The sequence below is a fragment of the Acidovorax sp. BLS4 genome (assembly GCF_032929295.1).
GTDB lineage: Bacteria > Pseudomonadota > Gammaproteobacteria > Burkholderiales > Burkholderiaceae_C > Paracidovorax.
In genome coordinates this window covers 1474840-1499128 of sequence record NZ_CP136797.1, presented here as the reverse complement: position 1 = coordinate 1499128, position 24289 = coordinate 1474840, and the positions used below count along the sequence as shown (strand labels likewise).

Below are 24289 nucleotides of genomic sequence, written 5' to 3'. Positions count from 1 at the left end.
CACTCCCGCAGATTGCAAAACGGTCTGCAGTGCCATTCGGTACTGGGCCATCAGGCCGGCGGCGGCCCGGCCCTGAGGGTGTTCAGTATTGAACGGTGCGCACGCCCTGCGCCGTGCCCAGCAGGCACACATGGGCTTTCTGGTGCGCGAACACGCCCACGGTCACAACGCCCGGCCACTGGTTCACCTCCGACTCGAAAGCCAGTGGATCGGTGATGCGCAAACCACGCACATCCAGAATGTGCTGCTGGTTGTCCGTCACCAAAGGCGCGCCGTCTTTCTGGCGCAGCGTGGCTTGGCCGCCCAGGGCCGCGAAGCGGCGGGCAATCTGCTGTGCCGCCATGGGAATCACTTCCACGGGCAGCGGAAACTGGCCCAGTGCATCCACCCGCTTCGACTCGTCGGCAATGCACACGAACTGCCGGGCCAGCGCCGCCACGATCTTTTCGCGCGTGAGCGCAGCGCCGCCGCCCTTGACCATGTGGCCCTGGCCGTCGATCTCGTCGGCGCCGTCGATGTAGACCGCCAGGGACTCGACTTCGTTCGCATCGAACACGGGGATCCCCAAGGCCTTCAGCCGCTGGGTGCTGGCCTCGGAACTGGACACGGCGCCCCGGATACGGTCTTTGATGGTGGCCAGCGCGGTGATGAAATGGTTCACCGTGGAGCCGGTGCCGACGCCGACGATCTCGCCAGGCACGACGTATTGCAGGGCCGCCTGGCCGACCAGCGCCTTGAGTTCTTCTTGGGTGAGGGGTGAGGGTGTCGTCATGGGGGAAAATCGGGAGTAGTTCACCGAATTATCCCCATGTCCTTGATCCCCTACGCCCTCGCCCGTCCTCTTCTTTTCGGCATGGATGCCGAAGCCGCCCACGACATGACCATGGACATGCTGTCGCGCGGCCAACGCACGCCCTTGCAATGGGCCTGGTGCAACGACACCGTGGACGACCCCGTGACGCTGGCAGGCGTGACCTTTCCCAACCGGGTCGGGTTGGCCGCGGGCCTCGACAAGAACGCCCGCTGCATCGACGCACTGGGTGCCATGGGCTTCGGTTTCGTCGAGGTCGGCACCGTCACGCCCAAGGGCCAGCCGGGCAACCCCAAGCCACGCATGTTCCGGCTGCCGCAGGCCAACGCGCTCATCAACCGCTTGGGGTTCAACAACGAAGGGCTGGACGCTTTCCTGCACAATGTGCAGCAGGCGCGCTTTCGCACCCAGGCGCGCAAACACCCCATGTTGCTGGGATTGAACATCGGGAAGAACGCCACCACGCCGATCGAGAACGCCACTGCGGACTACCTGGCCTGCCTGGACGGCGTTTATCCCCATGCGGACTACGTCACGGTGAACATCAGTTCACCGAACACACAAAACCTTCGCGCCTTGCAGAGCGATGAGGCCTTGGATGCACTGCTGGGCGCCATCGCCGAGCGGCGAGAAGCCCTTGCCCAGCGCCATGCCAACGCACAGGGCGCTCCGCGCCGCGTACCAGTGTTCGTCAAGATCGCCCCCGATCTGGACGCGGCCCAGGTTGAGCTGATTGCGGCCACACTGCAGCGCCACGGGATGGATGGCGTCGTGGCCACCAACACCACGATCGCCCGCGATGCCGTCAAAGGAATGCAGCATGCCGAGGAAACTGGCGGGCTCAGCGGCGCGCCGGTGCTGGAAGCCAGCAATCGGGTGATCCGCCAATTGCGGCAGGCACTGGGGCCGCAATTTCCGATCATTGGCGTGGGCGGCATTCTGAGTGCGGACGACGCGGTGAGCAAGATCAAGGCGGGCGCCGATGTGGTGCAGATCTACACCGGCCTCATCTACCAAGGCCCTTCGCTGGTTCCGCAGGCAGCCCGGGCGATCAAGGCCATGCGCTGAAGCCAATGCAAAAAGGACCCAACAGGGTCCTTTCGAATGTTCCACGCAAGGCTTACGACGCGTGCGAGGCGCGGCCTCAACGCCGCATCTGCATGATCAGCGGCATGGCCAGACCCGCCCACCGAATCAGCCGGGCTGGCCCCGCCACCACCGCCAGTCCGGCCACCACGGCAACAGCGGCCGGATGCGATCGCGCGAAGGCGAGTAGCCGGATGGTCATCGAAGTGTCTGAGTCAGCAGCTTGCCGTTGGTCTTGTGCGGCCTGCACCTGCATGGCCTGCGATCGAGCGGCGCGCCGTGCGCGCACGCGCTGACGTTGCATGGCGATGCGCTCTAAAACCTTTTGCTGGCGATCGCTCAAGGAAGCGGATCCATCTTGCGATGTGGAAGTCATGGGTTCAGAGCCTTTCCTTGATATCACGCCAATCCTGAGCCAGTTCTTGCCGCGTCAGCACGAAAGCGTTGCCCGCCTGCTTGGCCACCGAGATCAATCCGATCAAGGCACCGGCCCACAGCACCAGCCAGGTGCCCGCCACCAGCCAGCCCACCATCGTGCGCTGGGGTGAATCCCAAAATTGCACCAGCACGGCGAGTGACGCGAGCACCAGGGTGACGACCGTGAGACCGCCCACGGCAACCACCAGCATGACCATCAAGCCCAAGCGCCGCTTCTGCTCGGCCCATTCGAGCCTCACCAGATCCAGCCGGTCTTCCGCAGCAATGGCCCCTTCGATGACGGCAGCGCGCCATCGCGCAACCCAACCGTCCAATCCCAGAAGTGCCAACCAATTCATGCGAGCCTCTCTTGAGCCATCAGGTCATTGTTTTTAACGGGGATCAGCGGCGAGCCAGCAAGAAGCCGACCAAGGCACCTGCTGCCAGGGCAGCGGTGGCCACACGCCAAGGTTCGTCATGGGCGTATTGGTCAGCGGCGCGGGCGGCTTCCTTGGCTTGGTAGGCGGCATCCTGGGCAGCGCGCACAGCGGAGTCACGCACCGAGTGGATGCCATCGTCCAGGCGCTGGCGCAGTTGCTTGATTTCCGGAACGCTGTCCAGGTCCTTGCTGGACAAAAGGCCACGCAAGTCAGAAACCAGCTTTTCCAGTTCGTTTTGCGCGGAAGAAAGCGTGTTGGATGCAGAAGTCATGAAGAGCCTTTCATAGCATGGAATAAAGGTAATCCGCCCCATACAGCCGGGCTGTAGGCGGATGCCCCATCTTAGTCACACGCTTTACATACGGCCGTAGGCCATGGCCGCTTGGATGAGAAAGTCAGCGGGAGACTTGATCTGCGACATGCTCGCCCAACGCCAGCGCACTGGTAAGGCCTGGCGACTCGATGCCGAACAGCTGGATGAGCCCACCCATGCCATGCGTTTCAGGGCCTTGGATGCAAAAGTCCGCTGCGGGCTCGCCCGGCCCGTGGATCTTGGGCCGAATGCCTGCATAGCCAGGCACCAGAGCGCCATCCCGCAGGCCGGGCCAGTACCGGCGAACCTCCGCATAGAACGCCTCGCCGCGCGCAGGATCGACCGACAGGTCGTCAGCCGAGCCCACCCACTCCACGTCGGGACCGAACTTGGCTTGGCGTCCCATGTCCAGTGTCAGGTGCACGCCCAGGCCAGCCGCTTCGGGAACGGGGTAGATCAAGCGGGAAAACGGCGATGCGCCCGTCAGCGTGAAGTAACTGCCCTTTGCGTACCGGGCCGTTGGCACATGGCGCGGATCGAGCCCATGGAACCGCTTGGCCAGATCGGGCGCCTGCAGGCCTGCGGCATTCACCAGCGTGCGGGCACCCAAGCGCGTACCGTCGCTCGCTTCCAAAACGATAGCATCACCCCCTAGTACTGCATGCGCCAGAGGCGAATTCAGTGCCACGATGCCACCCTGGTTCTCCAGATCGCCTTGGAGCGAGAGCATGAAGGCATGGCTGTCCACGATGCCGGTGCTGGGCGACAGCAATGCGGCCACGCATTCCAGCGCGGGCTCCAACGCCCGGGCCTGCTCCCGCGTCAGCCATTGCAGGTCGGTGACGCCATTGGCATGCGCCTTTTGCTGGATGCTTTCCAGCGATGCCCGCTGCTCGTCCGACGTGGCAACGATCAGCTTGCCGCAGCGCCGGTGCGCGATGCCCCTTGCCTCGCAATACGCGTAGAGCATGTCGCGGCCCTGCACGCACAGCCGGGCCTTGAGCGATCCTGGGGGGTAATAGATCCCCGCATGCACCACTTCGCTGTTGCGGGAGCTGGTTCCCGTGCCAATCGCATTGGCGGCTTCGAGCACCAGCACCTCGCGGCCCCGCAGGGCCAGGGCGCGCGCAACGGCCAGGCCCACCACCCCCGCGCCAACGACAACGCAATCCACCGACTCGGTCATGATGACTGCCTGCCTTGCGCTTCGAACCCATCGATCACGTTCACTGCGTTGAGACCCAGCTCTGCGGCGGCATAGCCGCCTTCCAGCACGAACACGGTCGGCAGGTTCAGTTGTGCCAGGCGCTGCCCGATCCGAGAAAAGTCCCGGGATGCCAAGGAGAAGCGGGAGATGGGATCCCCCTCGAACGTATCCAAGCCCAGGGAGACCACCACCGCCTGCGGCCCGTAAGCCAGGATGGCCACGCAGGCCTTTTCCAATGCGGCAAACCATGCGTCGAACCCGGTGCCGGCGGGCAGCGGAAGATTCAGGTTGAAGCCTGCTCCGGCGCCGTGGCCGGTCTCGTCCGCATGGCCCAGATAAAAAGGGTATTCAGTCATTGGGTCGCCATGGATGCTGATGAACAGCACATCCGAACGCTCGTAAAAAATGCTTTGGGTGCCATTGCCGTGGTGGTAGTCCACATCCAGCACCGCCACGCGAGGCATGCCGGAGTTGCGCAGCGTCTGGGCTGCGACGGCCGCATTGTTGAGGAAACAGTAGCCTCCCATGAAGTCCGGCCCCGCATGGTGGCCGGGCGGCCGCGTCACGCAAAACGATGCACCCGCGGCACCGCTGGCCACCGCGGACGCGGCACTGGCAGCCGCGTCCGCGCCCGCCTTGGCCGCGGCCCAGGTGCCTTCGGCCAGCGGAGTTCCGTTGTCCATGGAATACAGACCATAGCGCGCCGTGAAATTCGCGGGTTCGATGTCCGACCGCAAGGTGCGAACCGGCCACACGGAGGGAAACGGCTGCACAGCGGCATTCGCCGGGTCTTGCGCCAGCCACTGCTGCCACGCGGTCTGCAGGAACGACAGATACCGCTCCGCATGAATTTGCTTCAACACGGCAGCGCTGTCGACATTGGGTGCCAAGAGCGCGTGGCCGCACTCTTTCAAACGTTGCTCCACATAATCCTGGCGCGCCGGCTTCTCGAAGCACGGCACCCGTTCGCCGCGAAAGAACTCATGCACCGGGGCATGGGCGTTGTGCAGGGGATTGTGAAAGGTGAGCATCGTCTGGCGGCCTCGGGAATCGAAACCATCGATTGTGGCCGAACGCAGCGCGCCGAACGCGTTGGCGGCGGGCATCCGGCGAGGCCCCATCCATCGCGAAGCAGGCAACAAAAAACCCCTGCAGACAAAGCCTGCAGGGGTTGATGTGGTGGGTGATACATGGATCGAACATGTGACCCCTGCCGTGTGAAGGCAGTGCTCTACCGCTGAGCTAATCACCCATTGAATCAGCCATGCGACGCACTTCTGGTTCAAAAAAACACTGGTGGGTGATACATGGATCGAACATGTGACCCCTGCCGTGTGAAGGCAGTGCTCTACCGCTGAGCTAATCACCCGTGTTGTCTTGCGACAAGCCCATGATTATTGCACAGCTTTTTCGACCGAAGACTCAATTCGCCAAATTGTTTTTCCACCACTGGCTTTGTCGATATGGGCCAGCGTCTCCTCGTGCAACGACAGTTCCTGTTCGCTGGCGGTGAGCACCTGCAAGACCAGCGCGCTCAGATCGATCGGCGCCACACGAATGCCGGATTTGGTGTCGCTCTCTTCGTCAGAGATCAGCAACGGGTCCTGCCCGCGCGTCAGGTTGATGTAGACATCAGCCAGCAGTTCCGCATCCAGCAGCGCGCCGTGCAGCGTGCGGCCGGAATTGTCGACGCCCAGCCGGTCGCACAGGGCATCCAGCGAATTGCGCTTGCCAGGAAACATCTCCTTGGCCATCACCAGCGTGTCGGTCACGCTCTCGACGTACGTCTTGAAGCCCGGGCGGCCCGTCAGTTCCAGTTCCTTGTTGAGGAAGCCCACGTCGAAGGCTGCGTTGTGGATGATGATTTCCGCACCCTGCAGGTACTGCAGGATGTCGTCGGCCATCTCCGCAAACTTCGGCTTGTCCCGCAGGAATTCGTTGCTGATGCCGTGCACCTTGAGCGCGTCTTCATGGCTGTCGCGCCCTGGATTGAAATACAGGTGCAGGTTGTTGCCGGTGAGCTTGCGGTTCAGCAACTCCACGCATCCCAGTTCGATGATGCGGTCGCCGCCTTCGGCCGACAGACCAGTGGTTTCCGTGTCCAGAACGATCTGACGCGACATCAGTGGTTCTCCTTGGCGTGGTTGATGGTGTACTTGGGGATCTCCACCGTCACGTCGCTCTGGGCAAGAATCGCCTGGCAACTCAGACGCGACTGTGGCTCCAGGCCCCAGGCGCGGTCGAGCAGGTCCTCTTCTTCCTCTTCGGCCTCATTGAGGGACGCTCCTCCGGCACGCACGATCACATGGCAGGTCGTGCAGGCACAACTCATGTCGCAGGCATGCTCGATCTTGATGCCGTTGTCGAGCAAGGCTTCGCAGATCGAGGTACCGGAAGGCGCCGTGATGTCGGCGCCCGCAGGGCAGTACTCTGGATGGGGCAGTATTTTGATGACGGGCATGGGGCTGGATCGTCGTTTAAAGGGTTTGCACGTTCTTGCCGCCAAGGGCCTGCTGGATTCCGCGATTCATGCGGTGCGCCGCGAATGCCTCGGTCCCGTGGGCCAGGGCCTGGGTCGCCGCCTCGATCGCTGCCGCGTCGTCCAGTTCACGCGCCTGCTGCAAGGCCAGCATCAGTGCTTCAATGGTTTCGCGTTCGTCGGTTTCGAGCAGATCGGCATCGGCATCCAGCGCACTGCGGGTGGCCATCAACATGCGATCGGCATCCACCCGCGCCTCGACCAGCGACCGCGCCCGCATGTCCTGCGCGGCCGTTGCAAAGCCTTCTTGCAGCATGCGTGCAATGTGGTCGTCCGACAGGCCGTAGGAAGGCTTGACGTCGACGCGCGCTTCGATGCCACTGCCCTGCTCTTTCGCGCTCACGTTGAGCAGGCCATCGGCATCGACGGTGAACGTGACCCGGATCCTGGCCGCGCCTGCGGCCATCGGTGGAATGCCGCGCAGCTCGAACCGCGCCAAGCTCCGGCAATCCGCCACCAAATCGCGTTCGCCTTGCACCACATGAATGGCCAGGGCGGTCTGGCCGTCCTTGTACGTGGTGAAGTCCTGCGCCTTGGCGGTGGGAATGGTTTCGTTGCGAGACACGATGCGCTCGACCAGTCCGCCCATGGTTTCGATGCCGAGCGACAAAGGAATCACGTCCAGCAGCAGCATGTCGCCCGATGGATTGTTGCCCGCCAACTGGTTGGCCTGAAGGGCGGCACCCAGTGCGACGACCTCGTCCGGATTCAGGTTGTTCAGTGGTTCCGTTCCGAAGAACGCTTGCACTGCGCGCTGCACTTGCGGCATGCGCGTGGAGCCACCCACCATGACCACGCCTTGCACCTCTTCGGGAGACAGCTGCGCATCGCGAAGGGTGCGGCGCGCCGCCGCAATTGAACGCTGGGTGAGTGGCGCCGTGGCCGCTTCCAGATCGGCCCGGTGCACGGCGACGTCAATGCTCGCGCCGGACACCTCGGCAACGAAGGCTGCAGTCTCGGCAGCGCTGAGCGCCTCCTTGCATGCGCGGGCGGCCAGCCGAACGGCGGCCTTGTCTCGGGCGGTGGCAGCCACCAGGCCCTGCTGCTGAAGCACCCAGTCGGCCAGCGCCGCGTCGTAGTCGTCGCCACCCAGAGCCGAGTCGCCTCCCGTGGCGATCACTTCGAACACCCCTTGGGTCAGCCGCAGGATCGACACATCGAACGTACCCCCACCGAGGTCATACACCGCATAGACGCCTTCGCTGGCATTGTCGAGGCCGTAGGCAATGGCGGCGGCAGTCGGCTCGTTGATGAGCCGCAGCAGATTCAAGCCCGCCAAACGCGCTGCGTCCTTGGTGGCTTGGCGCTGCGCATCATCGAAATAAGCCGGGACGGTGATGACCGCACCGAAAATCTCGTCGTCAAAGCTATCTTCGGCACGGAAGCGCAATGTCGCCAGGATCTCCGCGCTGACCTCCACCGCCGACTTGGCGCCGTCCACGGTTTTCAGAGAGACCATGCCACCGCCGCCTTCATCCTGCGCTTCGACAAAGTCGTAGGGGAGCTTTTCGGGATGGGCAATATCCTGCAGGCTGCGCCCCATGAACCGCTTGGCTGAGGCAATGGTATTGCCCGCGTCCTGCGCCTGGGCTGCCACCGCTTCGTAGCCGATCTGGCGACGGCCTTCTGCCAAGTAGCGAACGACAGACGGCAGCAACACACGACCCTGGTTGTCGGGGAGGCACTCGGCCACGCCGTTGCGCACAGCCGCCACCAGGGAATGGGTGGTGCCCAAATCGATGCCCACGGCAATGCGCCGCTGGTGCGGATCGGGGGATTGGCCGGGTTCTGAAATCTGCAAAAGCGCCATGGGGTCTTTTTCTAGGTGGGAGGCGGCATGCACTGGCTGCCGCATCCATTCGATCGATCAATCAATAAAGGCAGGCGCTATTGTCCCAGTGCGTCTCTGCGGCGGTCGATATCGTCGGCAAATCGCGCAATGAACATGAGGGCTCTGACTTCGTTCGCGGCGGCAGCGTAGTCGCGCTGCCCATCCAAAAGCTGCTCGCACCGCTGCAGGGCCGTAGCGCGCGCGTCTCGAACGGCTTGCTCCAGCGCATCGAACGAAGAAGGATCCACTGCGTCGTCGAGCGCCTCGCGCCATTCCATCTGCTGCATCAGAAAATCAGTGGGCATGGCCGTGTTGTCTTCGGCCCGGATCGACGCGCCGCCCAGTTCGCACAAATAGGCCGCGCGCTTGAGGGGGTCCTTGATGCGTTGGTATGCCTCGTTGATGCGCACCGACCATTGCATTGCCAGGCGTTGCGCCGAGGGGCCATGCATGGCAAATCGATCAGGATGGGCTTCGCGCTGCAACTCTTTCCAACGGGCATCCAGGGCCGGGCGATCCTGCGCGAATTGGCGTGGCACGCCGAAGAGTTCGAAGTCGTCGGATTGAAGGTTCATGTCAAGAAAAAAACCGCCAGCACGGAACGCGTTGGCGGTTCACTGCAACCAGCGTGGATGGAAAGGTCAAACCCGGAAGCTCTCTCCGCAGCCACACCGGTCGCGCTCGTTGGGATTGTTGAATCTGAAGCCTTCGTTCAACCCCTCGCGCACGAAATCCAACTGGGTGCCATCGATGTAGGCCAGGCTCTTGGGATCGATGAGCACCTTCACGCCATGGTCTTCGAACACCATGTCTTCCGGGCCCTGTTCGTCCACATATTCCAGCTTGTAAGCCAAGCCGGAGCAGCCCGTCGTCTTCACGCCCAGCCGAACCCCGACGCCCTTGCCGCGACGGGAGAGATAGCGGCTCACATGTCGGGCCGCAGCTTCGGTCAATGTGATCGCCATGTCACCTCGCCCCGTTCAGGCAGCGGCCATAGCGGTGTGCTTGGCCTTGTAGTCTTGCACGGCCGCCTTGATCGCGTCTTCCGCCAGGATGGAGCAATGGATCTTGACCGGAGGCAAGGCCAGTTCTTGCGCAATTTCCGCATTCTTGAGGGCAGCCGCCTCATCCAGCGTCTTGCCTTTCACCCATTCCGTGACCAGGGACGACGATGCAATCGCCGAACCGCAGCCATACGTCTTGAAGCGGGCATCTTCGATCACACCGGTTTCGGGGTTGACCTTGATCTGCAGCTTCATCACGTCGCCGCACGCCGGTGCGCCCACCATGCCGGTACCCACCGAATCGTCGCCCTTGTCGAACGAGCCCACATTGCGGGGGTTCTCGTAATGGTCGATCACTTTGTCTGAATAAGCCATGATGTTTACCTCTTGAATCTGCTGACCGACGCCATCAATGGGCGGCCCACTGGATGGCGCTGATGTCAACGCCGTCCTTGTACATTTCCCACAAAGGGCTCAACTCGCGCAGCTTGGCCACGTTGTGTCGGATGGTGGATACCGCGTAGTCGATCTCTTCTTCTGTGGTGAAGCGGCCGATCGTCATGCGCAGGCTGCTGTGTGCCAGCTCGTCGCTGCGGCCCAGAGCGCGCAGTACGTAGCTGGGTTCCAGGCTGGCGGAAGTGCAGGCAGAGCCCGACGACACCGCCAGGCCCTTGATGCCCATGATCAGCGACTCGCCTTCGACGTAGTTGAAGCTGATGTTCAGGTTGTGCGGCACACGGCGCTCCATGTCGCCGTTCACGAACACCTGCTCGATGTCGTGCAAACCATCGAGCAGGCGCTTTTGCAGTGCCTTGGCTTTTGCCAGATCCTGCGCCATCTCTTCGCGGGCGATGCGGAAAGCCTCTCCCATGCCCACGATCTGATGGGTCGGCAATGTGCCGGAACGCATCCCGCGCTCATGCCCACCGCCATGCATCTGCGCTTCCAGCCGCACGCGGGGCTTGCGCCGCACATACAGCGCGCCAATGCCCTTGGGGCCATATGTCTTGTGGGAGGCCAGGCTCATCAGATCGACAGGCAGCGTCGAAAGATCGATGTCCACCTTGCCCGTGGCTTGCGCAGCATCCACGTGGAAGATGATGCCCTTTTCACGGCACAGGGCACCGATCGCCGGCAGGTCCTGGATCACCCCGATTTCGTTGTTCACGAACATGACGCTCAACAGGATGGTGTCTGGGCGAATGGCCGCTTTGAGCACCTCGAAATCGAGCAGGCCGTTTTCCTGCACGTCCAGGTAGGTGACTTCGAAGCCTTGGCGCTCCATCTCGCGCATGGTGTCCAGCACGGCCTTGTGCTCGGTCTTCACCGTGATCAGGTGTTTGCCCTTGCCTTTGTAGAACTGCCCTGCACCCTTGATGGCCAGGTTGTTGGACTCGGTGGCGCCGCTCGTCCAGACGATCTCACGCGGGTCTGCATTGATCAGGCGAGCAACTTCCACACGGGCTTTTTCAACGGCCTCTTCCGCCTCCCAACCCCAGGCGTGGCTCCGTGAAGCCGGGTTGCCGAAATGCTCGCGCAACCATGGAATCATGGCATCCACGACCCTCGGGTCCACTGGCGTGGTGGCACCGTAGTCGAGATAGATGGGAAAGTGGGGGGTCATGTCCATGGCTGGCTCAGTAAGGGGGTCTGGCTGGCGAGAGTCAGAAGTCAAAATCCGGCGTATGCGACTGCCCGGCCAAAGCCGGGCATCCACTCACGACTTGGCGAACACGTTGCCCAACGCGAAAACCGAGTTGGGCGCATTGACGCGAATCGGCTTCACGACCGGCGTGGTCGAGATGGCACGGCGCACGACGGGCTTGTCTTCGATCTGAACGCCCTTGGCCAATTGGTCGTCCACCAGCTTCTGAAGCGTGACAGAGTCCAGAAACTCGACCATGCGCTGGTTGAGCGACGCCCACAGTTCATGCGTCATGCAACGGCCGGCTTCACCCAGGCAATTTTCCTTGCCGCCGCACTGGGTGGCATCAATGGGCTCGTCCACCGAGACGATGATGTCCGCCACGGTGATGTCCGCCGCCTTGCGGGCCAGCGTGTAGCCGCCGCCGGGGCCACGGGTGGATTCGACCAATTCATGCCGGCGCAACTTGCCGAAAAGCTGCTCCAGGTAGGAGAGCGAAATTTGTTGCCGCTGGCTGATTGCCGCCAAAGTGACGGGGCCATTGTTCTGGCGCAGGGCCAGATCGATCATGGCAGTGACCGCAAAACGGCCTTTGGTAGTGAGACGCATCGCAAGCTCCTTGTCGTCAGGCTTGTCCGTTATAGAAACGCCCCGAGGCAACATGATTGCCGCCTGAGGCACCGTCTCCGCCCCTAACTCCGTGCACCTCTCGCATGAAAGCGAAGAGACTTTGGGAGCCCTTCATCGTTGGGCTGTTTTGTTGAGTGTTTCACCCAAGTATAGCACAAATCCCTATTGTTTTTGTCGGGTAACAAAACCCATCAGTCACCTTTCCTCCCCAACCGTCGCCAACTTGGCCGTTACAGCGCCACTTGGTCGCCCCCGGAGGCCCCGAACGCCTGCGATTTCAATTGGCCCAACTGGTCCCGCACACGGGCGGCCCGTTCGAACTCCAGGTTGCGGGCATGCTCCAGCATGAGCTTTTCCAGCCGCTTGATTTCCCGGGCCACATCCTTTTCGGACATGTCTTCCACCTGGGCACGGCGCATCGATTCCTGCTCCAGCCGTTCGGCGTCCTTGCCAGCCTTCTCGCTGTACACCCCATCGATCAGGTCTCTCACCTGCTTGACGATGCTGCGGGGCGTGATTCCCTTTTCCTCGTTGTGTGCGATCTGCTTGATGCGCCGGCGTTCCGTTTCGCCGATGGCTTTTTTCATGGACTCGGTCACCCGATCGGCGTACAGGATGGCCTTGCCGTTCAGATTGCGCGCGGCGCGGCCGATGGTCTGGATCAGGCTGCGCTCGGCCCGCAGGAAGCCTTCCTTGTCGGCGTCGAGGATCGCCACCAGCGAGACCTCGGGAATGTCGAGCCCCTCTCGCAGCAGGTTGATCCCCACCAGCACGTCGAAGGCGCCCAGCCGCAGGTCGCGGATGATTTCCACGCGCTCGACCGTGTCGATGTCCGAGTGCAGGTAGCGCACCTTCACGCCGTTGTCGCTCAGGTAGTCGGTCAACTGCTCGGCCATCCGCTTGGTCAGCGTCGTGATGAGCACGCGCTCGGCCTTGTCCACGCGGATGCGGATCTCCTGCAGCACGTCGTCCACCTGATGGGTGGCGGGGCGCACTTCGACCTCGGGATCGATCAGCCCGGTGGGGCGTACCACCTGGTCCACCACCTGGCCGGAATGGGTCTTTTCGTAATCGGCCGGCGTGGCGGACACGAAGATCACCTGGCGCATGCGCGTCTCGAATTCCTCGAACTTGAGCGGGCGGTTGTCCAGTGCGGACGGCAGCCGGAAGCCGTACTCGACCAGCGTGGTCTTGCGCGAGCGGTCTCCGCTGTACATGGCGTTGAGCTGGCCGATCATCTGGTGGCTCTCGTCCAGGAACATGAGCGCATCGCTGGGCAGGTAGTCCGTGAGGGTGCTGGGCGGATCGCCCGGCGCAGCGCCCGACAGGTGGCGGGTGTAGTTCTCGATGCCCTTGCAGTGCCCCACTTCGCTGAGCATTTCCAGGTCGAACCGGGTGCGCTGCTCCAGGCGCTGCGCTTCCACCAGCTTGCCTTCGGACACGAACTGCCCCAGGCGCTCGGCCAGTTCGAGCTTGATGGTCTCCACCGCCGTCAGCACCTTGTCGCGCGGGGTCACGTAGTGGCTGCTCGGGTACACCGTGAAGCGCGGGATCTTCTGCTTGACGCGGCCGGTGAGTGGGTCGAACAACTGCAGGCTTTCGATCTCGTCGTCGAACAGTTCGATGCGGATCGCCAGCTCGGAGTGCTCGGCCGGAAACACGTCGATGGTGTCGCCGCGCACGCGGAACTTGCCGCGGCTGAAGTCCTGCTCGTTGCGCTGGTACTGCATGCGGATGAGCTGCCCGATCACGTCGCGCTGGCTGAGCTTGTCGCCTACGCGCAGCGTCATCACCATGCGGTGGTAGCTTTCGGGCTCGCCGATGCCGTAGATCGCCGACACGGTGGCGACGATCACCACATCGCGCCGCTCCATCAGGCTCTTGGTGCACGACAGGCGCATCTGCTCAATGTGCTCGTTGATCGCGGAATCCTTCTCGATGAAGAGATCGCGCTGCGGCACATAGGCTTCGGGCTGGTAATAGTCGTAATAGCTCACGAAATACTCCACGGCGTTCTTCGGGAAGAACTCGCGGAACTCGCTGTAGAGCTGGGCGGCCAGGGTCTTGTTGGGCGCGAAAACGATGGCCGGACGCCCCATCCGCGCGATCACGTTGGCCATGGTGAACGTCTTGCCGGAGCCGGTTACCCCCAGCAGGGTCTGGAAGACCTCGCCGTCCCTGACCCCTTCCACGAGCTTTTCGATGGCCTCGGGCTGGTCGCCCGCGGGGGGATACGGCTGGTACAACTCGAACGGCGAGTCCGCGAAGCTGACGAACTGGCCGGTCACGGGTTCGGTGATGACTGGGTGCATGGTGTGGGGGCGACTCGCTTGCATGGGCCGCTAAAATCGGCGGTTGACCCGAAAGCCTATCGCAGCTTGGGGCGCAACGTCAGTTTTCCAACCTCCAAGGACTATTCAATGTCTCTGTTCACCGCCGTCGAAATGGCCCCCCGCGACCCGATCCTGGGTCTAAATGAGCAATACAACGCGGACACCAACCCCCACAAGGTCAATCTGGGCGTGGGTGTGTATTTCGACGACAACGGCAAGCTGCCCCTGTTGCAATGTGTCCAGGCCGCCGAAAAGGCCATGATGGAAAAGCCCGCCGCCCGCGGCTACCTGCCCATCGACGGCATCGTGGCCTATGACAATGCGGTCAAGGCCCTGGTGTTCGGCGCGGACAGCGAGCCCGTCACCTCCGGCCGCGTGGCCACGGTGCAGGCCATCGGCGGCACGGGCGGCCTCAAGATCGGCGCCGACTTCCTGAAGAAGGTCAGCCCCGATGCGAAGGTGCTGATTTCCGACCCCAGCTGGGAAAACCACCGCGCGCTGTTCACCAACGCCGACTTCACGGTCGATACCTACGCCTACTACGACGCGGCCAAGCGCGGTGTCAACTTCGACGGCATGCTCGCCAGCCTGAACGCGGCCGCGGCCGGCACCATCGTCGTGCTGCATGCCTGCTGCCACAACCCCACCGGCTACGACATCACGCCCGAGCAGTGGGACCAGGTGATCGCGGTGGTCAAGGCCAAGGGCCTGACGCCTTTCCTGGACATGGCCTACCAGGGCTTCGGCCACGGCATCGCCGAAGACGGCGCGGTGATCGGCAAGTTCGTCGCCGCCGGCCTGAATTTCTTCGTGTCCACCTCGTTCAGCAAGAGCTTCAGCCTGTACGGCGAGCGCGTGGGCGGCCTGTCGGTGCTGTGCGCCGACAAGGAAGAAGCCGGCCGCGTGCTGAGCCAGCTCAAGATCGCCATCCGCACCAACTACTCCAACCCGCCCATCCACGGTGGCGCGGTGGTGGCGGCCGTGTTGGGCAACCCCGAGCTGCGCGCGCTGTGGGAAAAGGAACTGGGCGAGATGCGCGTGCGCATCAAGGCCATGCGCCAGAAGCTCGTGGACGGCCTGAAGGCGGCCGGCGTGAAGCAGGACATGTCGTTCATCACGCAGCAGATCGGCATGTTCAGCTACTCCGGCCTGTCCAAGGACCAGATGGTGCGCCTGCGCAGCGAGTTCGGCGTGTACGGCACCGACACCGGCCGCATGTGCGTGGCCGCGCTCAACAGCAAGAACATCGACTACGTCTGCCAGTCGATCGCCAAGGTGGTATGACCCCCTGCCCCGGCCGCCAATAAAAAACCGCCTTCGGGCGGTTTTTTATTAAGGGTGTTTCAGGCCTCCAGCGCAATATCTTCTAGGGCATATCGCTATAAATAATATAGCAATCAACCCCACAGCACCGACCGCATCGAGATCGAGGCCGACTGGTAGCCGGTGTTGAAGAAGCGCGGCATTTCGCGCGCATCAGCCGCGGCGGCGGCATACAGGAGCGGCAGGTAGTGCTCGTGGCTGGGGTGGGCCTGCTGCGCGACCGGGCCCAGCCGCTGAAAGTGCTGCAGCGCATCCAGCTCGCCCTGCTTGATCTGGTTCTGCACCACGATGTCGAACTCCACCGCCCAGTCGTATGCCTCGGTGGGCGCCGTGCCCCGGCGGGTGACGCGCAGGTTGTGCACGATGTTGCCACTGCCCACGATGAGCACGCCGCGCTCGCGCAGCCTGCGCAGTTGCCGGCCCAGCGCATAGTGCTCAGCCGGCGGGCCGCCGTAGTCCATGCTGAGCTGCAGCACGGGGATGTCCGCCGCCGGGTACATGGGCTTGAGCACCGACCAGGTGCCATGGTCCAGGCCCCACTCGCCCGCATCCACCCCCAGCGGCTGGCCCGTGGCCGGCGACCGCAACTCGCCCGCCAGGCCCGCGGCGACCACCGGTGCGCCCGGCGCGGGGTACTGCTGGTCGAACAGCGCCTGTGGGAACCCACCGAAATCGTGAATGGTGCGCGGGGCGGCCATGCCCGTCAGCTGCCACCCGCCCCGGGTGAGCCAGTGCGCCGAGATACACAGGATCAACTGCGGTGGCGTGCCGCGCGCCCGCAACTCGGTGCCCATGCTCTGCCAAGCCCGGCGCCAAGCGTTGTCCTCGATGGCGTTCATCGGACTGCCGTGGCCCACGAACAGCACCGGCATGCGCGGCGAGGGCTTGAGCCGCTCCAGGGCGTTGGCCGTGGCAGCGCTGGACAAGGGCGACATGAGGAAAGCTCCTGGAAGGGTGGCAAAGCCGGCCAGGGCGGCCACGGACGTTCTGCGTTGCATGCGAAAGGGGCAATGGAATGGGATTTTGTATAACCGCGGGACGGAGCGGCACGGTGGGCCGAAGTTCCGGCCGGTTCGCCACGTTCCACGGCCGGCCTGGGCCATGCATTGTTCCACCCCGCGCCGCGCTTTCCATTCACCTCGCCTTCCGCCCATGACTGCACCTTCCCTGCTGCCTCTGCGTGGCGTCCGGCTCCTGAGCCTGGCGCTGAACCTGCCCGGCCCCGCCGCCCTGCTGCGCTGCCAGCGCCTGGGCGCCGAATGCACGAAGCTGGAGCCGCCACCGCCCGATGGCCATTCCAGCGCGGACCCGATGGCGATGTACAGCCCGCCCGCCTACGCGGCGATGCATGCCCAGGTCCGCGTGGTGCACGCCCACCTCAAGACGGATGCGGGCCAGGCCGTGCTGCAGGCGGAACTGGCGCGCACCGATGTGCTCATCACCTCGTTTCGGCCGTCGGCGCTGGCCAAGCTCGGGCTGGGCTGGGACGCGCTGCACGCACGCCACCCCCGGCTGTCGATGGTGCGCATCGTGGGCGCGCCGGGCAGCCACGCGGAAGAGCCGGGGCACGATCTCACCTACCTCGCCGATGCAGGGCTGGTCACCGGCACCACGTTGCCGCCCACGCTGTATGCCGACATGGGCGGCGCCCTCATGACCAGCGAGGCCGTGCTGCAGGTGCAGTTGGCGCGCGCCGCGTCCGGCCAGGGCGCGTGCATCGACGTGGCCCTGTCGGACGCCGCCGAGTGGCTGGCCCAGCCACGCGACTGGGGCCTGACCCTGCCGGATGGTGATGTGGGCGGCGCGCATGCGGGCTACCGCGTCTATGCCTGCGTCAACGGGCGGGTGGCGGTGGCGGCCCTGGAGCCGCATTTCTTCGCGCGCCTGGCCCGGGCGGCAGGGTTGCCGCCAGAGGCCGATCCCCGGGCGCCCGGCACCCATGCCGCGATCGCAGCGTTCTTGCAGGGGCAGACGCGCGCCACGCTCGACGGGCTGGCCACGGGAGAGGACATCCCCCTGCACACGCTGGACTGAACGATGCAAAAGCAAGGCACGGTGCTGCGCTGGGACGCCACGCGCGGATTCGGCTTTCTGCGCAGCGGCGATACGGGCGTGGATGTGTTCTTTCATGTGCGGGACCTGCAGGGCCTGTCGGAGCCGCGGCCCGGCCTGGCCGTGGTGTACGAGGAAATCCATGTGGGCGGAAAAGGGCCGCGGGCGATGGCCGTGCGGGCCGCCCACGGGCCGTTTCAGGCGGGTGGAGGTCCTCAGTTGGTGGCGCGACGCGGGCCGCGCCCCCCGTCCCCGGCATCGGCCCCGCCCGCCCGGACTGATCCTGGCCGCGCACCGCCCCGGCAAACGAACCAGCGTGGACCTGCCGGAGGCGCCCAGGCACGCGCCGCTGCGTCGCCACCGGCCCGGCGGCGCCCCCCTTCGCGCGATGCCCCCTCCGCGGCGAACCATGGCGTGGCCTATTCGTGGATGGCCGCGTGGCTGGCGCTGGTGGCCTGGGGCGTCTGGACGCAGCGAATCTCCACGGGATGGCTGGCGGCCCTGGTGGCCGTCAACGTGGTGACCTTCGCCGTGTATGCCAGCGACAAGGACGCCGCACGCAGCGGGGGATGGCGCACCAGCGAGCAGCGGCTGCACCTGCTCGCCGTGCTGGGCGGCTGGCCGGCCGCGTGGTGGGCACAGCAGTGGCTGCGGCACAAGTCGAGCAAGGCATCGTTCCGCGCGGTCTACTGGCTCACCGTGGCCGTGCACTGCGCCGCGCTGGCCGCGGTGCTGGCCCATCAGTCGGGCATATTGCTACGTTTTTAGTAGCGGCATGCCGGCGATTTCATTGCGCCGCAGGCCATTTCGATGCCGGGTCTGCGCCGGTCCGGCAACGCCCGACTGGGACGCGTCCCACACGGCGGCCTTGCCCCGCCCTACAGCGCCGGCGTCTGGGCCCGGGCCCAATGGCCGCTGAATCCACAGCGAGAGGAACCCCATGAAGCCCTTTGTCCTCGACCCGGACATGACGTCCTCGGCCGGCACCTTCTACCCTACCGGCCATGTCTTCGCCCTCTTTCCCGACGAGGCCCACGCCCGCGATGCCGCCGAAGCCCTGGGGGCCGATGGCGAACGCACCGACATCTCCCACGCCACGCCGGACGCCATCCTGCAGCATGTGGTGCGCACGCTGGGCAATGCCGACACCCCCCTGCCCTCGGTGGGCGCGGAAGGCACCATCGTTCGCCGCATCTCTGACCTGGCCGCGGCCGGGCACCATGGCCTGCTGGTCAAGGTGGGTGACGACGACGACGCGGAAACCCTGCAGGCCGCGCTGGAGCCGCACGGCGCGCAAGCCGCTTTCTATTACCGCCGGCTCATCATCGAGGACCTGATTCCGCAGCCCGTGCCCTGACCGGGCGAGCAGCATGCACCGGACTGACCGGCAAGGCACCTTGGACTTTGGCGCCCCTGCCGATATAGTTCGCCATGGCCTGCCTCACTGCGTCGTCTGCCGGATGCGCCCCTCTCGCGATGGGGGCGCCGGGCATGGCCTTCCCGCAGGGCTGGCGCCGCCCGCCACCGAACATCGGCATTCCTTCCTGGTGACTGCATGGACACGCCGACTCCCCTGCAAGGAAACCGTCGGCGCCCGTGGACGTCCGGCCTCACCGGCCCCTTCATTGCGATCCTGATCCTGCAGGCCGTCGTGGCCTCCGCCAGCCTGTACGTGCTGTCCACCGTGCGCGCGTTCGTCGCAGGCGAGAGCCAGTGGACCAAGGGCCAGAAGGACGCCATCCACCACCTGGGCCAATACGTCGCCACGGGCGAGGGGCGCTTGTACGAGCAGTTCCAGCAGGCCTTGCAGATTCCCCTGGCCGACCGGGAGGCACGGTTGCTCATCGAGGCCCCCGAGCCTGATCTGGCCGGCGCCCGCGACGCGTTCCTGCGCGGCGGCAACCACCCGAGCGACGTGACGGGGCTGATCTGGATGCTCCACCTGTTCCGGGACCATGACATCCTGCGCGAGCCCATCCGGCACTGGATGCTGGGCGACGAATACCTGCAGCGGCTGGACGCCCTGTCGCGCGAGATCCGTGCCGGCTATGTGGCCGGGGGCGTGACGCCTGACATGGTGCAGCGCTGGCAGCGTCAGGTCGATGAGATCGACGTCGGCGTCACGCCGGCCGCCACCGACTTCAGCGCGGCGATGGGCGACAGCTCACGGCGCATCATGGGGTGGCTCCTGTGGCTGAACGTGGCCACGGTGCTGGCGCTGATCGCCCTGACCCTGGCGCACACCCGCCAGTTGATGGGACAACGCCGCCAGGTCGAGGCCACGCTGGAGGCCGAGCGCGAACAGGCGCATACCACCCTGGCGGCCATCGGCGACGGCATCGTCACCACCGATCTGCACGGCAACGTGCGCTACATGAATCCCGCCGCGGAAAGCCTGCTGGCCCGCGCCGGCCAGGACAGCCTTGGGATGCCGCTGGCGCAACTGCTGCACACGGGCCCCCCAGACGGCGCCAAGGCCACCGGCAGCGCCGAGCCACCCGCCACCCACGGCAGCAGCATCACCCAACTGCTCGAGCGCGCGCTGCACGGCACCGTCGGGCTGCACGACGAACACCCGCACCGCATCGTGCGGCCGGACGGCAGCACGGTGCCCGTCACTTTGGTGGGATCGCCGCTGATGAACCAGGGCCATTTGGCCGGCGCCGTGCTGGTGCTGCACGACGTGACGCGCGAGCAGCAGTATCTGGAGCAGCTTGCGTGGCAGGCCAGCCACGACACGCTCACCGGCCTGGCGAACCGGCGCGAGTTCGAGCGGCGCCTGGGCCAGATGCTGGCGCGGCCGCGGTCCTCCGAGGTGGCGGGCGCGCTGCTGTACATCGATCTGGACCAGTTCAAGGTGATCAACGACACCTGCGGCCACCCCGCGGGCGACGAGATGCTGCGCGAGGTCTGCCGCATGCTGCAGCGCGGCCTGCGAGAGGGCGACACGCTGGCGCGGCTGGGCGGGGACGAGTTCGGTGTGCTGCTGCACGATTGCCCCCAGGAGGTGGCCGAGCGGATCGCCGAGCAGATCCGCCACCATGCGCAGGAACTGCGGTTGCCCTGGGGTGCCCGCACCCTGCGCACGGGCCTGAGCATCGGTCTCGTGCACCTGACGGCCGACCTCACCAGCCTGCAGGAGGTGCTGCGCGTGGCCGACATGGCCTGCTACGGCGCCAAGGAGCGCGGGCGCAACACGGTCTATGTCTACCAGCCACAGGACGCGGCCATGTCGCGCCACCTGGACGACATGCACTGGGTGCAGCGCATTCGCCAGGCGCTGGAGCAGGACCGCTTCCAGCTCTACATGCAGGAGATCGCCCCGCTGCGGGCGCCGAACGACGGCGGCATTCATGTGGAGGTGCTGCTGCGCCTGCAGGGGGACGGCGGCCAGGCGATCTTCCCTGGCGAATTCGTGCCAGCCGCAGAGCGCTTCGGCCTCGCACAGGCCCTGGACCGGTGGGTGGTCGAGCACACCTTTGCCGCACTGGCCGAGCGCCGCCGGCAGCAGCCGCAGGAGCGGCCCATCACGCTGTGCGCCATCAACCTGTCCGGCACCAGCGTGGGCGACGAGAGCCTGCTGGAGTACCTGCGCGACCAGATGGCCCGCTACGGCGTGCAGGCCAACCAGCTGTGCTTCGAGGTGACCGAGACCGCGGCCATCGCCCACCTGCCCAACGCGATCCGCCTGATCCGCGAGCTCAAGCAGCAGGGCTGCCATTTCGCGCTGGACGACTTTGGTGCGGGCATGTCTTCGTTCACCTACCTGCGGCATCTGCCAGTGGACTATCTCAAGATCGACGGCGCCCTGGTGCGCGACATGCTGGAGGACCCGGCCAACCGGGCGATGGTGGAGATGGTCAACCACATCGGCCACGTGATGGGCAAGCAGACGATCGCCGAGTTCGCCGAGACGCCGGCCATCGTGGAGGCGCTGCGCGCCATGGGCGTGGACCATGCACAGGGCCATGCCATCAGCCGCCCGGAACCGATGCCCCGGGCCGCCGTCCAGGGCACGGCCCCGGCGGGCGGGCCGGGCGCGGCGGCGCCGGAGGGCTCAGCGCCCCTTGCGGAACGTTTTACCGGAAGGGGTCCCGCCGGCGGGCTTGCCGGCTAGGCCGGCGCGGGGCGGCAGGCCGGTGTGCTGGGTCAGCATGCGGCCGGCCACGGGCTGCTGCGCGGCCTTGTTGAATGCCACGCCCTTGGCCGGCGGCGCCTTGCGTTGTGGCGCCACCGGGGCCACGGTGCTGTTCTTTCGGCGCGCGCTCTGGTAGCTGCCGTCCGTCATCGGCTGGAAGGTCGGGATCAGGTGGTGCTTGCCGTTGCCGATCAGGTCGGCCCGGCCCATGGTCTTCAGCGCCTCGCGCAGCAGCGGCCAGTTGTTGGGATCGTGGTAGCGCAGGAAGGCCTTGTGCAGGCGCCGGCGCTTTTCGCCGCGCACGATGTCCACCGCCTCGCTGTCGCGGCCGATCTTGCGCAGCGGGTTCTTACCCGAGTGGTACATGGCCGTGGCCGTGGCCATGGGGCTCGGGTAGAAGGTCTGCACCTGGTCGGCGCGAAAGCCGTTCTTCTTGAGCCAGATGGCCAGGTGCATCATGTCCTCGTCGCTCGTGCCGGGGTGCGCGGCGATGAAGTACGGGATCAGGAACTGCTTCTTGCCCGCCTCTTCGCTGAACTGCTCGAACATCTGCTTGAACTTGTCATAGCTGCCGATGCCCGGCTTCATCATCTTGGTGAGCGGGCCCTGCTCGGTGTGCTCGGGCGCGATCTTGAGGTAGCCGCCCACGTGGTGCTGCACCAGCTCCTTCACGTATTCGGGCGACTTCACGGCCAGGTCGTAGCGCAGGCCGGAGCCGATCAGGATCTTCTTGATGCCCTTGAGCGCGCGGCCGCGGCGGTAGATCTTGATGAGCGGGCCGTGGTCGGTCGTGAGGTTCTGGCAGATGCCCGGGTACACGCAGCTGGGCTTGCGGCACGCGGCCTCGATCTCCGGGCTCTTGCAGCCCAGCCGGTACATGTTGGCCGTGGGCCCCCCTAAGTCGGAGATGGTGCCGGTGAAGCCGCTCACCTTGTCGCGGATGTCCTCGATCTCCTGGATGATGGAGTCCTCGGAGCGGCTCTGGATGATGCGGCCCTCGTGCTCGGTGATCGAGCAAAAAGTGCAGCCGCCGAAGCAGCCGCGCATGATGTTCACGCTGAAGCGGATCATCTCCCACGCCGGGATCTTGGTCGCGCCGTCGTGGCTGCCGTTCTCGTCGGCGTAGCTCGGGTGCGGGCCGCGCGCGTAGGGCAGATCGAACACATAGTCCATCTCGGCCGTGGTCAGCGGGATGGGCGGCGGGTTGATCCACACATCGCGCGCCGTCGGCCCTTCGCCGTGGGCCTGCACCAGGGCACGGGCGTTGCCGGGGTTGGTCTCCAGGTGCAGTACCCGGTTGGCGTGGGCATAGAGCACCGGATCGCTCTTGACCTGCTCGTAGCTGGGCAGGCGGATCACGCTGCGTTCGCGCGGCGGCACCTTGAGCTTGGCCTTGAGGTTCGGGTTGGCCACGAACAGCATCGGCTGGATGGCGGGGTTGGGTTCGGCGGATTTCGAGCCATTTTGCCCTTGCGCCCTAGTATCCATTGGCATGGATGCTATTGAATCAGGAGCATCCTCCTTGCTGCAGGTGCTGCCTTGGGCGGCGGCCTGCTCGCTGGTCGTCATGTAGGGGTTGACGTGCGCCTCGACGCGGCCGGGCTCGTCCACGCTGGTGGAGTCGATTTCGAACCAGCCCTGGCCGGTTTCGTCGTCGGACCGGCGCACGAAGGCGGTGCCGCGCACGTCGGTGATCTGCTCCACGGGCTCGCGCGCGGCCAGGCGGTGGGCCACTTCGACGAGCGCGCGTTCGGCGTTGCCGTACAGCAGCAGATCGCACTTGGCGTCCACCACGATGGAGCGGCGCACCTTGTCGCTCCAGTAGTCGTAGTGGGCGATGCGGCGCAGGCTGCCTTCGATGCCGCCCAGCACGATGGGCACGTCCTTGTAGGCCTCGCGGCAGCGCTGGCTGTACACGATGGCCGCGCGGTCGGGGCGCTTGCCGCCCACGTCGCCAGGAGTGTAGGCGTCGTCGCTGCGGATCTTCCGGTCGGCGGTGTACCGGTTGATCATGGAATCCATGTTGCCCGCCGTCACGCCCCAGAACAGGTTGGGGCGGCCCAGGGCCTTGAAGGCATCGGCGCTCTGCCAGTCGGGCTGGGCGATGATGCCCACGCGAAAGCCCTGCGCCTCCAGCGTGCGGCCGATCACGGCCATGCCGAAGCTGGGGTGGTCGACGTAGGCATCGCCCGTCACCAGGATCACGTCGCAGCTGTCCCAGCCGAGGCGCTCCATCTCGGTGCGGCTCATGGGCAGGAACGGGGCCGTGCCGAAACGTTTCGCCCAATACGGGCGATAGCTGGTCAGCGGCTTCGCGGCGCGCGCGAAAAAGGAAACGTCAACGGGGGCGTTCATGGAGGGCAAGGCGTGGGGAAGCCGCGATTTTAGGCTTTCGGGCCTTTCCTGTCGAAACCGAGGGCCAAGGCGCGTGCCCGCGCCCTGCGCCGCAGGGGGTCAGCCGCGGGTGGCGAGCGGCCTGGCGGCGGTCTCGGTGCGCGGCGTGGCGGGCCCCGATCGGCC

At 65.3% G+C, this 24289-nt stretch carries 23 protein-coding genes and 2 tRNA genes; 6 read left to right on the top strand and 19 right to left on the bottom strand.

What is annotated here, in order from left to right:
- Positions 1 to 82 precede the first annotated feature (82 nt).
- A complete protein-coding gene (rpiA, locus tag R1Z03_RS06895) occupies positions 83 to 772 on the bottom strand; it encodes a ribose-5-phosphate isomerase RpiA (RefSeq protein WP_317358042.1) in 690 nt (229 codons plus the stop codon).
- 36 nt (positions 773 to 808) lie between these two features.
- Between rpiA and R1Z03_RS06890 the strand changes: the two genes are divergently transcribed.
- On the top strand, positions 809 to 1879 hold the full coding sequence (locus R1Z03_RS06890) for a quinone-dependent dihydroorotate dehydrogenase (protein ID WP_317358039.1): 1071 nt from the start codon (positions 809 to 811) through the stop codon (positions 1877 to 1879).
- A gap of 76 nt (positions 1880 to 1955) precedes the next feature.
- Here the strand turns inward: R1Z03_RS06890 and R1Z03_RS06885 are convergent, their stop codons facing one another.
- The 16 genes from R1Z03_RS06885 to uvrB all read right to left on the bottom strand — a co-directional run bounded on the left by R1Z03_RS06885 (position 1956) and on the right by uvrB (position 14235).
- Positions 1956 to 2240: a hypothetical protein gene (locus R1Z03_RS06885; RefSeq protein ID WP_317358037.1), complete on the bottom strand. Its 285-nt coding sequence runs from the start codon at positions 2238 to 2240 to the stop codon at positions 1956 to 1958.
- A gap of 37 nt (positions 2241 to 2277) precedes the next feature.
- Positions 2278 to 2673: a phage holin family protein gene (locus R1Z03_RS06880; RefSeq protein ID WP_284404019.1), complete on the bottom strand. Its 396-nt coding sequence runs from the start codon at positions 2671 to 2673 to the stop codon at positions 2278 to 2280.
- Between the two features lie 43 nt (positions 2674 to 2716).
- Entirely contained in the window at positions 2717 to 3025 is a 309-nt protein-coding gene (locus R1Z03_RS06875; protein WP_272553263.1) for a YqjD family protein, read from the bottom strand.
- 124 nt (positions 3026 to 3149) lie between these two features.
- Positions 3150 to 4253 carry an NAD(P)/FAD-dependent oxidoreductase gene (locus tag R1Z03_RS06870; protein ID WP_317358034.1) on the bottom strand — a complete coding sequence of 368 codons (1104 nt, stop codon included), beginning with the start codon at positions 4251 to 4253 and terminating at the stop codon, positions 3150 to 3152.
- Positions 4250 to 5305, bottom strand: a complete 1056-nt coding sequence (locus R1Z03_RS06865; protein ID WP_284413252.1) for a histone deacetylase family protein — start codon at positions 5303 to 5305, stop codon at positions 4250 to 4252. The genes R1Z03_RS06870 and R1Z03_RS06865 overlap by 4 nt, the downstream gene beginning before the upstream one ends.
- A gap of 146 nt (positions 5306 to 5451) precedes the next feature.
- A tRNA-Val gene (locus R1Z03_RS06860) sits at positions 5452 to 5526 on the bottom strand.
- 42 nt (positions 5527 to 5568) lie between these two features.
- Positions 5569 to 5643: transfer RNA gene (locus tag R1Z03_RS06855), tRNA-Val, on the bottom strand.
- Positions 5644 to 5668: 25 nt separating this feature from the next.
- Positions 5669 to 6397 carry a DNA polymerase III subunit epsilon gene (dnaQ, locus tag R1Z03_RS06850; protein WP_272569130.1) on the bottom strand — a complete coding sequence of 243 codons (729 nt, stop codon included), beginning with the start codon at positions 6395 to 6397 and terminating at the stop codon, positions 5669 to 5671.
- Positions 6397 to 6735: an ISC system 2Fe-2S type ferredoxin gene (fdx, locus tag R1Z03_RS06845; protein ID WP_272569129.1), complete on the bottom strand. Its 339-nt coding sequence runs from the start codon at positions 6733 to 6735 to the stop codon at positions 6397 to 6399. The genes dnaQ and fdx overlap by 1 nt, the downstream gene beginning before the upstream one ends.
- Positions 6736 to 6751: 16 nt before the next feature.
- Positions 6752 to 8623, bottom strand: coding sequence for a Fe-S protein assembly chaperone HscA (gene hscA, locus R1Z03_RS06840; protein ID WP_317358029.1), 1872 nt, complete (start codon positions 8621 to 8623; stop codon positions 6752 to 6754).
- A gap of 77 nt (positions 8624 to 8700) precedes the next feature.
- Complete coding sequence (gene hscB, locus R1Z03_RS06835; RefSeq protein ID WP_317358027.1) at positions 8701 to 9219, bottom strand: Fe-S protein assembly co-chaperone HscB; 519 nt, start codon at positions 9217 to 9219, stop codon at positions 8701 to 8703.
- A gap of 66 nt (positions 9220 to 9285) precedes the next feature.
- Positions 9286 to 9609 (bottom strand): iron-sulfur cluster assembly protein IscA, encoded by a 324-nt coding sequence (gene iscA, locus R1Z03_RS06830; protein WP_317358024.1) that lies wholly within the window; start codon positions 9607 to 9609, stop codon positions 9286 to 9288.
- A gap of 15 nt (positions 9610 to 9624) precedes the next feature.
- On the bottom strand, positions 9625 to 10023 hold the full coding sequence (gene iscU / locus R1Z03_RS06825) for a Fe-S cluster assembly scaffold IscU (protein WP_272553075.1): 399 nt from the start codon (positions 10021 to 10023) through the stop codon (positions 9625 to 9627).
- A 34-nt stretch (positions 10024 to 10057) separates the two neighbouring features.
- The gene (locus R1Z03_RS06820; RefSeq protein WP_284404008.1) at positions 10058 to 11278 is read right to left on the bottom strand and encodes an IscS subfamily cysteine desulfurase; all 1221 of its coding nucleotides are present in this window, start codon (positions 11276 to 11278) and stop codon (positions 10058 to 10060) included.
- An 87-nt stretch (positions 11279 to 11365) separates the two neighbouring features.
- Entirely contained in the window at positions 11366 to 11902 is a 537-nt protein-coding gene (gene iscR / locus R1Z03_RS06815; RefSeq protein WP_092739258.1) for a Fe-S cluster assembly transcriptional regulator IscR, read from the bottom strand.
- Positions 11903 to 12153: 251 nt separating this feature from the next.
- A complete protein-coding gene (gene uvrB / locus R1Z03_RS06810) occupies positions 12154 to 14235 on the bottom strand; it encodes an excinuclease ABC subunit UvrB (RefSeq protein WP_317358019.1) in 2082 nt (693 codons plus the stop codon).
- Positions 14236 to 14343: 108 nt separating this feature from the next.
- On the opposite strand from uvrB, the gene R1Z03_RS06805 reads away from it, so the two are divergent.
- A complete protein-coding gene (locus tag R1Z03_RS06805) occupies positions 14344 to 15540 on the top strand; it encodes an amino acid aminotransferase (RefSeq protein ID WP_317358017.1) in 1197 nt (398 codons plus the stop codon).
- A 113-nt stretch (positions 15541 to 15653) separates the two neighbouring features.
- On the opposite strand, the gene ygiD is transcribed toward R1Z03_RS06805, so the two are convergent.
- The gene (gene ygiD, locus R1Z03_RS06800; protein WP_317360273.1) at positions 15654 to 16559 is read right to left on the bottom strand and encodes a 4,5-DOPA dioxygenase extradiol; all 906 of its coding nucleotides are present in this window, start codon (positions 16557 to 16559) and stop codon (positions 15654 to 15656) included.
- A gap of 172 nt (positions 16560 to 16731) precedes the next feature.
- Here ygiD and R1Z03_RS06795 point away from each other — a divergent pair, with 172 nt between their 5' ends.
- The 4 genes from R1Z03_RS06795 (at position 16732) to R1Z03_RS06780 (ending at position 21748) form a co-directional block, all read left to right on the top strand.
- The gene (locus R1Z03_RS06795; RefSeq protein ID WP_317358014.1) at positions 16732 to 17613 is read left to right on the top strand and encodes a CoA transferase; all 882 of its coding nucleotides are present in this window, start codon (positions 16732 to 16734) and stop codon (positions 17611 to 17613) included.
- Between the two features lie 3 nt (positions 17614 to 17616).
- A complete protein-coding gene (locus tag R1Z03_RS06790; protein ID WP_317358012.1) occupies positions 17617 to 18399 on the top strand; it encodes a cold shock and DUF1294 domain-containing protein in 783 nt (260 codons plus the stop codon).
- 172 nt (positions 18400 to 18571) lie between these two features.
- Positions 18572 to 18988, top strand: coding sequence for a hypothetical protein (locus R1Z03_RS06785; RefSeq protein ID WP_272569117.1), 417 nt, complete (start codon positions 18572 to 18574; stop codon positions 18986 to 18988).
- Between the two features lie 198 nt (positions 18989 to 19186).
- Positions 19187 to 21748, top strand: a complete 2562-nt coding sequence (locus R1Z03_RS06780) for an EAL domain-containing protein (protein ID WP_317358009.1) — start codon at positions 19187 to 19189, stop codon at positions 21746 to 21748.
- On the opposite strand, the gene R1Z03_RS06775 is transcribed toward R1Z03_RS06780, so the two are convergent.
- Entirely contained in the window at positions 21689 to 24124 is a 2436-nt protein-coding gene (locus R1Z03_RS06775) for a YgiQ family radical SAM protein (RefSeq protein ID WP_317358007.1), read from the bottom strand. The two genes, R1Z03_RS06780 and R1Z03_RS06775, sit on opposite strands and share 60 nt — an antisense overlap.
- Between the last annotated feature and the right edge of the window lie 165 nt (positions 24125 to 24289).